The sequence below is a fragment of the Companilactobacillus sp. FL22-3 genome (assembly GCF_054881455.1).
Map to the genome: position 1 here is coordinate 218,165 of NZ_JBTYYZ010000001.1, position 14,602 is coordinate 232,766.

General features: G+C 35.2%; 12 protein-coding genes and 1 pseudogene. 5 read left to right on the forward strand and 8 right to left on the reverse strand.

Annotation, left to right across the window (positions count from 1 at the left end):
* Nucleotides 1-248 precede the first annotated feature (248 nt).
* The 5 genes from ACYT32_RS01010 to ACYT32_RS01030 all read left to right on the forward strand — a co-directional run bounded on the left by ACYT32_RS01010 (nt 249) and on the right by ACYT32_RS01030 (nt 4,868).
* Nucleotides 249-632 (forward strand): YxeA family protein, encoded by a 384-nt coding sequence (locus ACYT32_RS01010; protein ID WP_395264079.1) that lies wholly within the window; start codon nt 249-251, stop codon nt 630-632.
* Nucleotides 633-815: 183 nt separating this feature from the next.
* A complete protein-coding gene (locus tag ACYT32_RS01015) occupies nt 816-2,183 on the forward strand; it encodes a DHA2 family efflux MFS transporter permease subunit (RefSeq protein ID WP_395264080.1) in 1,368 nt (455 codons plus the stop codon).
* A gap of 67 nt (nt 2,184-2,250) precedes the next feature.
* Nucleotides 2,251-2,859, forward strand: coding sequence for a YncE family protein (locus tag ACYT32_RS01020; RefSeq protein WP_395264081.1), 609 nt, complete (start codon nt 2,251-2,253; stop codon nt 2,857-2,859).
* Nucleotides 2,860-2,943: 84 nt separating this feature from the next.
* Nucleotides 2,944-3,318 carry a hypothetical protein gene (locus tag ACYT32_RS01025; RefSeq protein ID WP_395264082.1) on the forward strand — a complete coding sequence of 125 codons (375 nt, stop codon included), beginning with the start codon at nt 2,944-2,946 and terminating at the stop codon, nt 3,316-3,318.
* Between the two features lie 425 nt (nt 3,319-3,743).
* Nucleotides 3,744-4,868 carry a 5-methyltetrahydropteroyltriglutamate--homocysteine S-methyltransferase gene (locus tag ACYT32_RS01030; protein ID WP_395264083.1) on the forward strand — a complete coding sequence of 375 codons (1,125 nt, stop codon included), beginning with the start codon at nt 3,744-3,746 and terminating at the stop codon, nt 4,866-4,868.
* 69 nt (nt 4,869-4,937) lie between these two features.
* Here the strand turns inward: ACYT32_RS01030 and ACYT32_RS01035 are convergent, their stop codons facing one another.
* The 8 genes and pseudogenes from ACYT32_RS01035 to ACYT32_RS01070 all read right to left on the reverse strand — a co-directional run bounded on the left by ACYT32_RS01035 (nt 4,938) and on the right by ACYT32_RS01070 (nt 14,579).
* Nucleotides 4,938-5,072: a hypothetical protein gene (locus tag ACYT32_RS01035; RefSeq protein WP_395264084.1), complete on the reverse strand. Its 135-nt coding sequence runs from the start codon at nt 5,070-5,072 to the stop codon at nt 4,938-4,940.
* A gap of 188 nt (nt 5,073-5,260) precedes the next feature.
* Nucleotides 5,261-6,730, reverse strand: coding sequence for an MFS transporter (locus tag ACYT32_RS01040; protein ID WP_395264085.1), 1,470 nt, complete (start codon nt 6,728-6,730; stop codon nt 5,261-5,263).
* Between the two features lie 130 nt (nt 6,731-6,860).
* Nucleotides 6,861-8,816 carry a BglG family transcription antiterminator gene (locus tag ACYT32_RS01045; protein WP_395264086.1) on the reverse strand — a complete coding sequence of 652 codons (1,956 nt, stop codon included), beginning with the start codon at nt 8,814-8,816 and terminating at the stop codon, nt 6,861-6,863.
* Between the two features lie 80 nt (nt 8,817-8,896).
* A pseudogene (locus tag ACYT32_RS01050) lies at nt 8,897-11,566 on the reverse strand (glycoside hydrolase family 38 N-terminal domain-containing protein).
* Nucleotides 11,567-11,595: 29 nt separating this feature from the next.
* Nucleotides 11,596-12,696 carry a PTS fructose transporter subunit IIC gene (locus ACYT32_RS01055; protein WP_395264087.1) on the reverse strand — a complete coding sequence of 367 codons (1,101 nt, stop codon included), beginning with the start codon at nt 12,694-12,696 and terminating at the stop codon, nt 11,596-11,598.
* Nucleotides 12,697-12,699: 3 nt separating this feature from the next.
* The gene (locus ACYT32_RS01060; protein WP_395264170.1) at nt 12,700-13,014 is read right to left on the reverse strand and encodes a PTS fructose transporter subunit IIB; all 315 of its coding nucleotides are present in this window, start codon (nt 13,012-13,014) and stop codon (nt 12,700-12,702) included.
* Nucleotides 13,014-13,469, reverse strand: a complete 456-nt coding sequence (locus ACYT32_RS01065) for a PTS sugar transporter subunit IIA (protein WP_395264088.1) — start codon at nt 13,467-13,469, stop codon at nt 13,014-13,016. The genes ACYT32_RS01060 and ACYT32_RS01065 overlap by 1 nt, the downstream gene beginning before the upstream one ends.
* Nucleotides 13,470-13,649: 180 nt before the next feature.
* Nucleotides 13,650-14,579, reverse strand: a complete 930-nt coding sequence (locus ACYT32_RS01070; RefSeq protein ID WP_395264089.1) for a DUF7916 family protein — start codon at nt 14,577-14,579, stop codon at nt 13,650-13,652.
* Nucleotides 14,580-14,602: the final 23 nt, after the last annotated feature.

Consider the following 14,602-nt stretch of genomic DNA (forward strand, 5'->3'; position numbering starts at 1 on the left):
AATTAGCAAAGAAAATATTTGATAGCGCTTTCAAAGAGAACTATAATGAACTTAAGAATTAAAGTTTATGATGTTGGAGGCGCTATATTATGAGACTTATAGCAAAGTTGTTCAACAGAATTGTAGACTATACGCTTAACTTTGATTGGTGGTAACAATTAGCTTACAAATCTGTAAGAGTAATGTTAGTGAATCAAATGTAGAAAAAATATCAAAACCCTTAATATACTTTTCAGGAGGTAATTCAAATGAGAAGTTTATTAAGAGTTTTTTTATTAGGTTTAGTAGTAATGATGGTGGGATATTTCGGAGCTTGTTTCTACAGTAAAGACAATACTAGTCAGGTAGCTCAAGCATTCAATGCCTATAATATTTTGGTCAAGCGTGAGCCTAAATACGTCAAGATCGATAATAAATCTGCTAAGGATACTGATGGTTACGGTAACTACACTTATGATTTAAAGAGTTATGACAAAGATGGACAAGAACATCCCATTCAATTCCTTGGTATGGGCAAGTTGAAGCAAGGACATTATCTAGAACTAGATACCAAGGGGAGTTACGTTTATTCATACAAAGAAGTTTTCCAAAAAGATATTCCTAGCGACGTTTATACAAAATTAAACTTATAATCAATAAAAATACCGATACATACTATTACAGTAAAAATGCGGAATAAAAGCACAGTTTCTTGTGCTTTGGCTAAAAAGAGCAGCAACTCAAAATCGGGTTGCTGCTCTTTTTGTCGTGTTGACCATCTAGCTTGGAATAACTAAACTAAATAAGTTACTACTTTTTATTTAGGAGCATTAAACATGTCGAAACAAATCAAGAAATCACTTTTTATCATGGTCTTTGGGACCTTCTTTGGTGTTTTGTGCTCTACTCTGATGAACACAGCATTACCAACCTTTATGCGAGTCTTTAACGTCAATTCTTCTACCGTACAGTGGTTAACTAATGGCTATACTTTAGTCAATGCCATCATGATACCTACTAGTGCCTTTTTCATAAAGAAATTTTCCTTCCGACACCTATTTATTACCTTCAGTTCAGTTTTCTTAATCGGAACGATTCTGGGAGCACTGGGCAACACTTTCATTATGGTGATCATCGGTCGAATGATCCAAGCAATCGGGACTGGTATGATGATGCCGTTAGTCAACGTCTTAGCAATGAAATATACTACCAGAAGTAAACAAGGAGCTGTTATGGGGATTATCGGTCTGGCTTTTAATTTCTCCCCCATCATCGGTCCTACGTTGTCAGGAGTGATTTTAGAGTACTTTCCTTGGCAATATTTATTTATCTTAATTCTGCCTTTCATTATCTTAGTAGTAATTTTGTCGATCTGGCAATTACCACAAATTGAAACCAACCAAAATCCACAATTTGACGTCCCTAGTTTGATCACAATCAGTTTAGGTTTACTGTTCCTCCTCAGTGGTTTCTCAAATATCGGACAAACAAACTTCCTAACCTTTCCCGTAATTGGCTTTACCTTGATTGGAATAGCCCTCATAGCTATCTTCTCCATTTTAGAAAACAAATCCACTAAACCAATCATCAACTTCGAAATATTCAAACACGCTCAATTTACCCTTGCTACTACGATCAATATGCTGATTGTTTTAACCATGTATGGTAATACGATTCTTTTACCGTTAATGATACAGATGATCTTACACAAGAGCCCGTTAGTTTCAGGACTAGCGCTTTTACCTGGAGCTATCCTAACTGGTTTCATGTCACCCGTCAGCGGTAGGCTGTTTGATAAATACCCCATCCGAAGAATCGTTCTCACCGGAGTTTTGATCGACTGCTTTGGAACTTTCATGCAAGCTGTCATCGATGTCAATGCTTCCGTTTTGATGTTGACTTTAGGTCAATTAATTCGCCAATTAGGCTTAGTCTTAATCCTGATTCCAATTCAAACGCATGCCTTGAGCGCTGTTCCCAAAGAGTTTCTGTCTGACGGTGTAGCAACGTTCAATACCTTGAGGCAGATTGCTGCATCCTTTGGGACAGCAATAATCATTGCTGTGATTACCTTAGCTGACAAAATAATTACTAACAGTACCACCAATCAAGCAGTCGGTATTCAAGCGGGATTTCTTGCCTGTCTAGGTTTTCTAATCGTGGCCTTAGCTTTAACTTTTAAATTGAAAAGGGTTTCATATTAATTGACTGATTATTCTCTCTGGCTATAAACTAAATATAGTTTTTGAATATTAATTAGAGGGGGAAATTATGAAATCCAAAAAAATGAGAGGGATTTTCGTTGCGCTAATAGTAATTATTGTAGCTGGGATTTCCTTTTTTTATATTCATAATCAAAGAGCACAACAAGGCACTACAGTTTACACTCAAAGTGAATTAAAGAAAATCTTGAAAAAGAAATATCCAGACTTTTACCAATACACTCGTTTGGATGAAGCTGGTCAGAATTTTATCATTCCCAATTTAAATCATACAACTACTTTGAATAAACAAGGGGCAGTCGTATCGGCCAAAAATATGGACCCCCAGGGCTTAGTTTTGGCTGACAATTATTTGCTGATTTCAGCTTATGATCGCCATCATCAAAATAATTCCGTAATTTATGTTTTAGACAAGGACACTAGAAAATTCAGTAAGACGATTGTACTTAAAGGGCATCCACATGCTGGTGGTTTGGCTTATGATGCCGAAAATAAAAATTTGTGGATCACAACTGTCAATGGCAAAAAACACGCTCAAATCTCCAGTATTGGCCTCGACAAAATTGAAAATTATAATGTCAAAAATACCAAAAAACCTATCACTTACAAGCAAAGTATCAATTTAGGAACAATTCCAGAAGCTTCATTTGTTTCATAACATAAGAATTCATTATTTATCGGCTTCTTTGATAAGAAAAAAGATGGTCTCTTAGCTAGATACAGTGTCAACGAAAACGGTACTTTGGATATCGACAAAAACAAAACCTTGAAGGTTTTGAAACAACGAAAGCTAGCTCAACCCGAACAAACTTATTCCTTGGACAGTAAAATGCAAGGAATTGCCTTTTATAAAGACAAGATCTTATTATCCAAATCCTACGGTCCCAAAAGCTCACACATTTTAGTTTTCAATGCACCAACTAATGGTTTTGACTTTAATTTGGATACAAAACCTCTCAAAGATATCCCTGCACCACCTTATCTGGAACAATTAGCTTCTAATGATGAAACTATCTTCTCCATTTTTGAATCAGGGACAGCCAAGTATCGTAAAAATACTAAAATCGTCCGCCTCAATCGAATTCTTGAATTGAATGCTGACAAATTGATCCAGTAATTTCAAATCTTAGTTTGACAAATATCAAAACCAGGTGTAGATTATTCACCAATAAATAATTAAAACTTATTTAATTTAATTAGACGTTGAAGAGAAGAGTAGATCAACTAGTAGTTTGCAGAGTGACCATCGGTGAGTGAAAAGATGGAACAAACGTTGATTGAAGATGAGCTTGGAGTCTTACCTAGGTGAAAGCCGAAGGTACGCAAGGATGCGATATCATCCCGGACATGTTAGTGTCGTTGAGGTATTTTGTGTCAGCAAAATATAAATTAGGGTGGTACCACGGGTGATCGTCCCTACATTGCAGAGAAGCTCTGTTAATGTAGGGACGATTTTTTTGTTCCCAATTCACTGCACTGAAATGACTCTAACCTCTTCTTTACCTTTAAATTGAATAAACTAAAACTCAGGAGGATTCACTTATGACAACAAAAACATTAAACAAAATTGGTTTTCAACATGTAGGAAGTTTTCTACGACCAGCCGAACTGAAACAGGCTCGAAAAGACTTTGCTGCTAAAAAAATTACTCAAGAACAATTGACAGCAGTTGAAGATCAAAGTATTAAGGAACTCGTTAATAAAGAAGTCGCTGTGGGTTTAGACTATGCTACTGATGGTGAATTCCGCCGCTCATACTGGCATCTGGATTTCTTCTGGGGTTTAGATGGAATCGATCATATTCATTACGGTGAGGGGTATCATTTTGCCCATGAAGAAACTCGTGACGATACCGCCGTTTTGTCTGGAAAAATCAGGTTCAACCCTAATCATCCCTTCCTAAAGCATTTCGCCTATCTTAAGTCATTAACCGATAATTTGGATATCGAACCTAAACAGACCATTCCTGCACCTTCTCAGTTGTATATTGAATTGATCCGCGGTACTAATAACGACAAAATCAAGCAATTCTATCCCAACATCAATGACTTATACCTCGATATTGAAAAAGCTTATCATGACACTATCGTGGCCCTTTATGATGAAGGAGCTAGAGTTATTCAACTAGACGATTGTTCATGGGGACTATTTTTAGATGATAGTTTCTTAGCCACACCTGATGGCAAAGCTTACGCTGAATCTGGTATTCAAGACATCCTCTTGGATTTGAATAACAACGCTATCAAAGACTTACCAGCGGATCTAACGATCAATACTCACGTTTGCCGTGGCAACTATCATTCTGACTTTGCCTTTTCAGGCGGCTATGGACCAGTCGCAGATACTTTATTTGCCAAAGAAAATGTCGACACTTACTTCTTAGAATATGATTCCACACGTGCAGGTGGTTTTGAACCTTTGCTCAAGGTTTCTGGAAACAAGCGTGTTGTTTTAGGACTAATAACTACTAAATCCGGCCAATTGGAAGACCGCCAAGATGTCATTGATCGTATCAAAGAAGCCAGCCAGTATTTGCCTTTGGATCGACTATGGTTATCAACTCAATGTGGATTTGCTTCCACTGAAGAAGGTAATATTTTGACCGAACAACAAGAATGGGACAAATTAAAACTCGTTAAATCAATCCAAGACGAAATCTGGGGGTAATTAAAACTTCTCAAAACCATTCAACCGTAAAAAAAAGCCCCTGATCATCAAGACCAGAGGCTTTTATAATTATTTAGATTCTTTTGTGTCGCGACTCTTTAAAAAGTCAAGAACAGCTTGTGTTTTAGCGCGTTTTTCTGCACCATTTTTTTGGTTTACAGGACGGCGGTGGCCAGTCATACCTTTATGTGTATTTTGTGACATCTAAAAAACCCTCCTTCCTGTTATACATTTAACTTATTTTATTAACCCTATTATTATAAGAGAATTCATTTCAGATTTCAACCGTAAATTTTAGTTGAATAAATTACTTTGGCATAAAAAAAACTAATCAATTATCATCTTGATCAGTTTTCTTAGTATCAATTGTTTTTAACCGAGAAACTGCGCAACTAGTTTACTTCGGCTGCAGAATCATCAGTTTTTTCCACTGCCGATTCTGACTCCTTAGCACTGACTGTTTCTTCGCTCTTATTATGCACACGGAATGCTAATATGAATCCAAAAACAGCTAATACTAATGTAAACACAAAACCGTAGTGAGCGCCATTAGTAAACGCTAACTTCGATGAACTTCCGCCATTTGCAAAGTAATTGGACTGACCAGTACTCAACAAAATGGTAGCAATTCCGGTCGCAACCGCACCAATAACTTGTTGGAACGTATTGATAATGGCTGACCCATCAGCTGATTGATATGCATCAAGCGAGTTCAAACCATAAGTCTGTGATGGTGACATAGCTAGTGGAACCCCGATCATCAAGACGATATGTGCAGCAATGATATAGCCTAGTGAACTATGTGAGTTACTGAAAATAAACATTGCAGCACCAATGATAGAGATCAAAAATCCTAAACGAGACATAACCTTAGCACCGATTTTATCGTAAGCTTTACCAGCTCCGAAAGAAACAACTGCATTGATCACACCACCAGGTAACATCACTACCCCAGTTAAAGCGACCGCAACGCCAAGACCATTTTGTAAGTACATTGGCAATAAGTACATCGCTGACAAAGTAATCCCAAAATTCAACATGACCAAAACTGAACCAGTGACGAATTTAGGATTCTTTAAAACAGCAAAGTCCAAAGTTGGAGTTTGAGCATGTAATTGTTGTCTGATATAAACAACCAAGAAAATCAGACCGACAACTAATGCAGCCAAAGCGATTGCCATATTTTTACTTAGGAAACTAATTCCAAAGACAATTAAACCGAAACTGATCGTAGAAAGAGCAATTGCTGCCCAATCAACTTTTGGCTTTGTGACTTCAAAGACATTCGTTAAATTCTTTTCCATGATAACTAAACCGATCAAAAGGAAAACAATGAATGACCAGAAGATAAATCTCCAAGATGAAACTCCCAAAATAATTCCGGAAATAGTAGGCCCGATAGCAGGAGCAAACATAATTACTAAGGCTGCCATCCCTAAAGCAGCGCCCAATTTATTAGGTGGGAATATTCTCATGGCAATAGAAAACATTAGTGGCAAAATAATTCCGGTCGCAATACCTTGAATCATTCGACCAACTAATAACATTGGAAAATTAAACGCTACAGCGGCGATAATTGAACCAACAATAAAATCAATTAATCCAAATCTGACCAAGCCTCTAGTTGAGAAATGTTTGGTCAAGAGACTGGACAAAGGCAAAACGATAGCAATTACAAGCATATAGCCTGTAACTAACCATTGAGCAGTACCTGTTTCAATATTAAAAGCTTTCATAATAGATTGAAGAGCAATATTCAATGAAGTTTCACTGAACATGCCGACGAATCCACCAATCAGAACACCCATTAATGATAATAATGGATGAAGAGGTTTTGTATTAATTTTTTGAGTTTGACTCATAAGTTACCTCCATTTGTTGCAACAATTGATTAATATAACAGAAAAAAATTTTCTTCGTAAGTTTTTTCTGAAATTTTTTTATTTTTTTCAATTCTTTTGCAACTTGGAGATATGTAAATCATGATTATAACTATTTATTGACACTATCCTGAATAAATGAATTAATCACTTTAATAGCCTGTTCCGAGTTAATACATTTACTCATTGCATTCTCAAAACGAACGTCATTTTGTAAATCAACCAAAAAACTAAACAAAGTTTGAACTTTGGGATATTCTTGCTCATTGATTGCCAACAAAAAAATAAGATTGATTTCATTGCCATTTTTATCCCACTTAATTGGCTGTTTCAATTGCATAAAAGCAACTTTAGACTTTTTTGATGCAAATTTAATTGGATGTGGAATGGCAATACCACCACCAATAGCCGTAGAGTACATATGCTCTCGCCGAAACATTTTTTCTCTAAAATCTGAATTTACAATATTTTGAGTTTCCAACTTGTCACAGAGAAAATTTAGAACTGATTCTCTGCTTTTCAATTTACTATTAACAAATGTTAATTTAGGATTGAAAAGATTATATAAAATCTGTTGTCCATTGGACGTTGAGGTTATGAAATCATAAAGTTCCTTACTATCATTTGCGAAGTTAGCTAAATCCACTTGAACCACTGGTATTTTGCTATTGAGAATTGGCACAGTTGAAATCAAAAAATCAACATTTTGAGGATAATTTGATTTTTTATAATCGGCATATGAATATACACCATTGATATTTAAATAATCGCTAAACCTACTTTCTAATTTAATTCTTAATAAAATGGCTGTAGCTGTCCCAGACCCACAAATAATTGCAACATTTCTCTTTTCCCAATGGTTACTATAATTTCGTTCCATTGAAGCTCCTATGTGCAAAGTAATGAATGATAACTCATCTTCCGATAAATCAAGATTTAATTGTTTTTCTAAAATACCTATCGAAGTGGCTGTCATTTCGTATGCTAATGGGAAAGTTGATTGAATTACATCGAGTAAGGGGTTCTTTCTGCCTTGGACTAATTCCTTTATCTTAACCACAGATTTGATATGCTCTGTTAAATTTTTAATCAATAAATTATCATTTAACAAATTGAATGTATAGTTATCTCTAATCTTATCCAAAAAAAGTAGTATAGATTTTCTTATCATTTCAGATTGTGCTGAACTAGATCCATTTACTATTTCTGGATTATTCAAAGCCACATGGTATTTAACATATTCTCTTTCAGATGGTGGAATAATAATTTTCAAACTCTTCTCCAACTGAAAAAACAATTGATCAAATGAGCTTTGAAAATCTTTTGTAACTATCAGATCACTATTAAAATTTGTCAATTCATGTCCTGACTTAATTCTAGAAATAGCCAAGGCCACGTGAACGACAATATTTTTTCTATTATAATCAGAAATATCTTCCATCACTGAACTAATAAAGTCATTAACAAACTTATCAATAGTCTGTAGATTTATATTATTAAATAAACGTTTTTCACTCTCAGTAAAGCCTAAGATATATTCGTGATAATTTTTGTTTTCCAATTGTTCAATAAAACAATAACGTTTGTCTTCCTCATCACCGACCAGAATTAACCCACCATCTTTATGATGTAATTCTATATTATATTGATCTAGTATTTTCTTTAATTCTGATATGTAGTTATTTAGAGTATTAATACTAATATATAATTTGTCTAATAAACTATCGATGGACAGGGGCTTGTCAGACTCTAATAAACTTGCTAAAAGATATTTGATTCTGTCATTTGATGTTTCTAAAGAAGCATGTTTATCTAAAACCTTCAAATCAGATTTTATTTGATCTATTTTTGAATTTTCATTTAGTTGAATAAAATATCCTTTCCCACGATGATTCTCAATTGATACATGATAACTTTCTATATCTGCATTAAGCCTTTTTATATCCGTTCTAATCGTTCTAGTGCTAACTTTTAACCTCTTTGACAATTCATTCCCTTGGACTTCAACTTTTGCTAAAAGAATTATTATCAAGATTTGTTTTAAACGTGGATAAGAGAGTTTGAGCAATTTTCCATTCCTCCTTATTCAGTCACTAATCTAATAAAAAACCAACCTTCAATATTTTTATTTGAAGATTGGTTATATTATTAGTACTCGAAATAGATACTTACAATTTTAGCATGTTCAATGTTGTCCAATTTAACAGTGTTATTACTTACCTTAAGATCACTAATCTTATCTTCTTTCAAATCAACTTGCTCGACTCTAGTTGGATGCTTTTTAAAGATAATTTGATCATTTTGAGTTACTCCACTAACACCATTATAAAATCTTGCAATATATCCACTACGATGGTTGGCTTTCTTTAAAGTACTTAAGACTAAGTTACCTTGAGTCTCTAGTATGCTATCTTCTTCGTTTAAAATACGATCAACTGAATCCATATTAAAAATTAAGCGACCATTTAAGAACTCTGAATATTCGTAAAATTGTTCAGGGGTATCAAAAACTTTAGCCTTATTAGCGACATTGCTCAAGTCAAAACTTCTATTTCCAATAAATAATCCAAATTCAAAAGTAAGTTTTTTATTTAACTCTGCAGCTGGAGTGGCAATAGTTCTTTCCCCCGAAGCTCTACCTGGACGATATAATAAATCAACTTTACCCATCATGCCGTACGTTCTAAACAAAGTTAATCTGATTGTTGAATAGTTGTCTCCAATAATCTCGTATTCTCTGACCCCCTTGGGAAATACAGCAACAGTATTCGTATTATTTGCTAATGCAACAAATGACTGACAAGTTTCAATAGAAATTGGTTTTTCATTCCACTCATCCTTATTTTGTTGCCACAATTGCATTGCCTGTTCACGATATACTGGACGCTTAATTACTCCAAATTGCTGATCCGCATACGAAACTTTAGAAGCAATTCCCGTTGCAAAATCGACGCACAAACGATGATCTAAAGGCTTATTATTATCAATTGAAACTTTAAATCCGATTGTAGAAGATGCTTTATTAAGTCTAATCTCTAGATCAACGGGCATTGCAACATTACAATCTTTATGAGCTCTGTCTTCTAAAGTACGAGGTACTTTAAAGTCAAAATGTATCTTGGCAATCGAAGCTAATTCAGATTTTTCAATGGTGAAACTACTTTTTTGATTTGTTGAGTAGATAACCATATCTTTTTTTGCTGGAGAATAATTAAATGAATCACCATCGTCCCCATTCTCTTCAAGAATAGCCTGATTTTTATAAACAACTCCAGATTCCTTATCTTTGATATTAAGCGATCCATCATCTTGAATTTCAATTTCAAAGTAATCATTTTCAAACTTATTATTGGAACTTTCCTTGAGAACTTTATTCTGTGCTCTTGATTCATTCAAATATAACTGTTTGTATCCCATTGCTGGAACATCTTTTACAAAAACAGAAGCAACAACTTTATACACTTTTTCAGGACGATAAATCTTTTCACCCGGATTTAGTTGAATTGTTTGTTCCAAAACATAATCAGTAACGTCTTTAACGGATTCAATTGTAAAATCAATGGAATTATCATTTTCATCAATAATTTCAAAGTCCTTGGATGGAGCGTAGAAGGAAATTTGAGTAATTTCAGTCCTATCCACTGGCAATGTATTAAACGCAGTTAAACTAATTGAATACTTCTGATTCATTTTAATTCTAGTCGCAATTTCACGTAATGTGACTTCAACTAAGTTTGTACTAATATCTCGAGCTTGCTTGTAACGCATATAAACGTCTTCATTAGTCGTATCAGATACACAAGATCCTATAGAATCATGGGCTGCATTTTCAAACATTAATTCCCAAATATCATTAACTGCCTCCCGAGGATAATCGATTCCGTAGTGCTCTCCCATAGTCAAAACTGGTTCCAAGATATTAACTAAATAATATTGAATTTGAGTATTCAATTTTTTCAAGTCTGAACGTGATGAATAAATAGATTTATGAATCCTCATATTCTTTCCATTAGTCAATTCGCCACTAATTTGTTCTAGCTTAGGATTCTCATCCTTTACAGCATCAATGTATTCCTGAATGGAACTAACCTCAAAATGAAAATCTTTATCAATCTTATTCAATTTACTAATTAATTGAGGTAGATCCTTTCTGGCTGGTGCTTGATCAAAGCCATTTGGAAGTGGTATATGATTGGTAGTAGCTCTTTTAACCAGTGATGAAAATGGTTCTTGGTGCATTAATTTATCAAGCTGAGTCTCATCAACAACACCGACAATATAGTATCCGCAAGGTATTTGATAGACATTTACTTCTGTACCATCTTCACCTTTCCAAAGATACTCATTGTGTTTAACGTCTTCATCAGACACGCCTCTCCAAAACATCGTATCTGAAATACCAAACTCTTTGTAAATTTGAGGCATACTTGATTCCTGCCCAAATGAATCAGGAACATAGCCAACATTCATATAGCCACCTAATTTACTAGCTATATCCATGCCACATTGAAGGTTTCTGACAATGCTCTCTCCAGAGATAACAAATTGATCTGTTTGAGTGTACCATGGTCCTAATATCAGCTTCTTATCCGATACTAGTTGTTTAATTGTATTTTCGTCTTGTGGTCTCCACTTTAGATAATCAGTAATAAGTGAAGATTGCCCATCCAAGATAAAACGATCATATCCAACATTATTTTCTAAGTTATTTATTACATTTCTTAAATCCTTGAGTAAATATACCTTTGAGCGTGAGGTAGTAAAATATCACTCGCGATCCCAATGGGTATGTGGAATAACGTGAACTGTTTTAACCATTTTTTCTTATAACTTCCTTCTAAATAATTCTATTCTATACTGATTTTAATATCGTCTAAGTCTTCATCTTCCTCTTTTTCTTCGGATGAAACATTGAAGTTTGCGACAAGTGGAGCAACAATACCAATAAATAATGCACCGACTAAAATACCAGCAATATAGGCTAATTTATTATCAGCTGTAATAATCCCAGGAAGTCCACCCAATGGAGGAATATGCGATTTCATACCTAAAAGTTCACCAGTTACAGCACCTAAAGCTCCTCCGATCATATTAACTGGTAATAATTTCAAAGGACTAACAAGGAAGAATGGGATAGCACCTTCAGTAATACCAAATGATCCCATAATTAAATCATTACGGCCTGCCATAAACATTTCATCTGAGAAGCGTTTACGTGGATAGATAAATGTTGCTAAAGAATAACCCAATGGAATACAACAAATTGCAATATTTGTCATCAAAGCTGGTCCATAAATACCTTCGATAAATAGAATATTACCAACCATCCAGGCAGCCTTATTAATTGGTCCACCTAAGTCAGTACCAATCATGGCACCTAGAACTAGTGCAACGATTGCACCGTTTGTGTGATTATTAATCATAGCCTTAACCCAATTTACTAGGGTGACATTTAACCATGACAATGGTCCAGATAAAATAACGCCAACAACAATTGCAACCGCACCTGTGGTAAGAAGTGGCACAATCAACAATGGAAGAGCTGATTTCCAAGCTTCACCGACTTTAATTTTTCTGCAGTAACGTGCAACATATCCGGCAACAAATCCAGCAACCAAAGCTCCTAAAAATCCGGCGTTAATAGTTGTAGCTAATTGTCCACCAATAAAACCTGCACCTAGTGCGGGTTTATCACCAATGGCATAAGCAACATATCCTGCAATAACTAAGTTAACTAATCCAATACCAATCCAACCAACTTGATTGATTTGATAAAGCATATGGAAGAAATTTGTAGCATTTTTATATTTAGAAAGATCATTGACACCAAACATCATTCCGATTAATTGGGGAATACCAACAATCATGGCACCACCAATTACTGTAGGAATCATGTATGAGATACCACTCATCAAGTAACCTTTCCAATCGGCTAATAGTTTTTTCATGATCTATGCCTCCTGTACTGTAGAAACACATTTTTTCAAAACTGCCTTAGGTGCACGGATACAAACATTAATGTCAACTCTTAATACCTTTTTACCTTTGAAGCGATCCATACCAGTAATCTTTTGATCAGACGCAATTAAAACAAAATCGGCATCATCTGCTTCTTGCTGTGTAATTGCATTAACTGGGCCCATAGAACCTTGTTGCTCCATCTTAACGTTATATCCTAATTCTTTTCCTGCTTTTTCTAAAGCTTTTGCAGCCATTGGCGTATGTGCCAAACCTGCTGGACAAGCTGAAATTCCAACAATATTCATCATACATTTACCCCAATCTTAGTAGTTATATATTCTGAAATCTTTTGTGGATCTTCGAGATCTCGGATTTCCTTTTTAAAATCATCTTCCAAGAGTGCCGTAGCTAAGTTGGACAACATTTTTAAATGTGTAGTACCAGCTCCACTCTCGGGTACAATAAGTGCAAAAATATCAGTCACAGGTCTATCATCATAAGTTTTCCATTCAATAGCATTTCTGGTTCTTACATAAATAATTCCGGGTGACTTAACAAAATTTGTTTTAGCATGTGGAATTGCAAATCCTTCTTGTAATCCGGTTGAATAGTCTGCTTCCCGATCTAGAAAAGCCTTATACAAACCATCTGATGAATCTGTATAGCCTAAATCACAAGCTTTTTTGGAAATATAATTCAAAGCTGAATCTTTGTCGGGAATGTCCACATCTAACAAAATATTTTGTTTTGGTATATCCATTGCTATACCTCCTTTCTTTTTTTGTAACCCCTTACATTTACTATTTTAGATACTTTACTATTTTTGTAACCCTAAGTAATTTCCAAGTCTTTTGGAAATTGCTACTGATAAAATAAAAAAAGAATACATTCCTTCAACAAAAAGGTATGTATTCTTTAAAATTATTAAACTTATTCTATTCTAACGATTAATCGATCGAGCCATCCGAGTAATAGCGTGACGTTCCCCACGAATAGCTTTACTCAAGGCATAGATATTTTCAAATGGTGATTGAATCCGCCAAGCTGCATCACCGACATGTTGAATATCTACTCCATCGATTTTATTTCTGACTGCAATACTTTCAATAAAACTGTGTCCTGAACCTTCTTGGCTAGTTCCAATTGTACTCATAACAAGGGCGCCCTTACTATGAGCCAATTTAACTACAGCTTTTAACTCATCATCATCGAATCCTGGCACTGTCCCCACTGCTGGTACCAAGATCACGTCAGCTCCAGCTTCCAAAAAGGCGGTCACGGAACTTTCACTGACAACTGGTTCATCAACTCCAGCACCATGCATTTTACCGGCTATTACTAAGCCAGAGAAATTATCTTTCGCTACTTGAATATTTTTAGCGATTTGGGCATTAGTTACGCCAGTTCCGGGATTTCCAGTCAATACTACAAAGTTGAATCCTAATCTTTCAGCTTCTTTTAAAGTCTTTTCACTAGCCATCCGTCCTTCTGGAATAACTAGTCGATCTTCTGCCATCTTGGCATCAGGATCAACTGGCTCAAGGTTAACTCCAATAGGTCTGCCGACTAATTTTTGTAGACGATGGATACTTTGGCCATCATGATGAGGTTTAGCAGTTCGACTAGTTTCTTCGCCAGGATAGAGTCCTAAAATAATTGGATTAAGCACATCGAGCCCGTTTAACAAAATCATGTCGGCACCAAAAGCAGCTGCTACTTCTGAAGTAGTTATCCCGTCGCTGGGTTCTTCCATGACGACATTTTCGCTCAAAACTACTCGTCCTTCACTAGCTTTAATGCTTTGCTTCAATTCCGCACCATTCATTGCTAACATATCGCTAGAATCTGCACTAATTAATCGTTTGACCATCTTGAAATCATCCTCTTTTCTAA

Coding starts and splice junctions, on each gene's coding strand:
- ACYT32_RS01010 (WP_395264079.1), top strand. CDS start 249: ATGAGAAGTTTATTAAGAGTTTTTTTATTAGGTTTAGTAGTAATGATG.
- ACYT32_RS01015 (WP_395264080.1), top strand. CDS start 816: ATGTCGAAACAAATCAAGAAATCACTTTTTATCATGGTCTTTGGGACC.
- ACYT32_RS01020 (WP_395264081.1), top strand. CDS start 2,251: ATGAAATCCAAAAAAATGAGAGGGATTTTCGTTGCGCTAATAGTAATT.
- ACYT32_RS01030 (WP_395264083.1), top strand. CDS start 3,744: ATGACAACAAAAACATTAAACAAAATTGGTTTTCAACATGTAGGAAGT.
- ACYT32_RS01035 (WP_395264084.1), bottom strand. CDS start 5,072: ATGTCACAAAATACACATAAAGGTATGACTGGCCACCGCCGTCCTGTA.
- ACYT32_RS01040 (WP_395264085.1), bottom strand. CDS start 6,730: ATGAGTCAAACTCAAAAAATTAATACAAAACCTCTTCATCCATTATTA.
- ACYT32_RS01055 (WP_395264087.1), bottom strand. CDS start 12,696: ATGAAAAAACTATTAGCCGATTGGAAAGGTTACTTGATGAGTGGTATC.
- ACYT32_RS01060 (WP_395264170.1), bottom strand. CDS start 13,014: ATGAATATTGTTGGAATTTCAGCTTGTCCAGCAGGTTTGGCACATACG.
- ACYT32_RS01065 (WP_395264088.1), bottom strand. CDS start 13,469: ATGGATATACCAAAACAAAATATTTTGTTAGATGTGGACATTCCCGAC.
- ACYT32_RS01070 (WP_395264089.1), bottom strand. CDS start 14,579: ATGGTCAAACGATTAATTAGTGCAGATTCTAGCGATATGTTAGCAATG.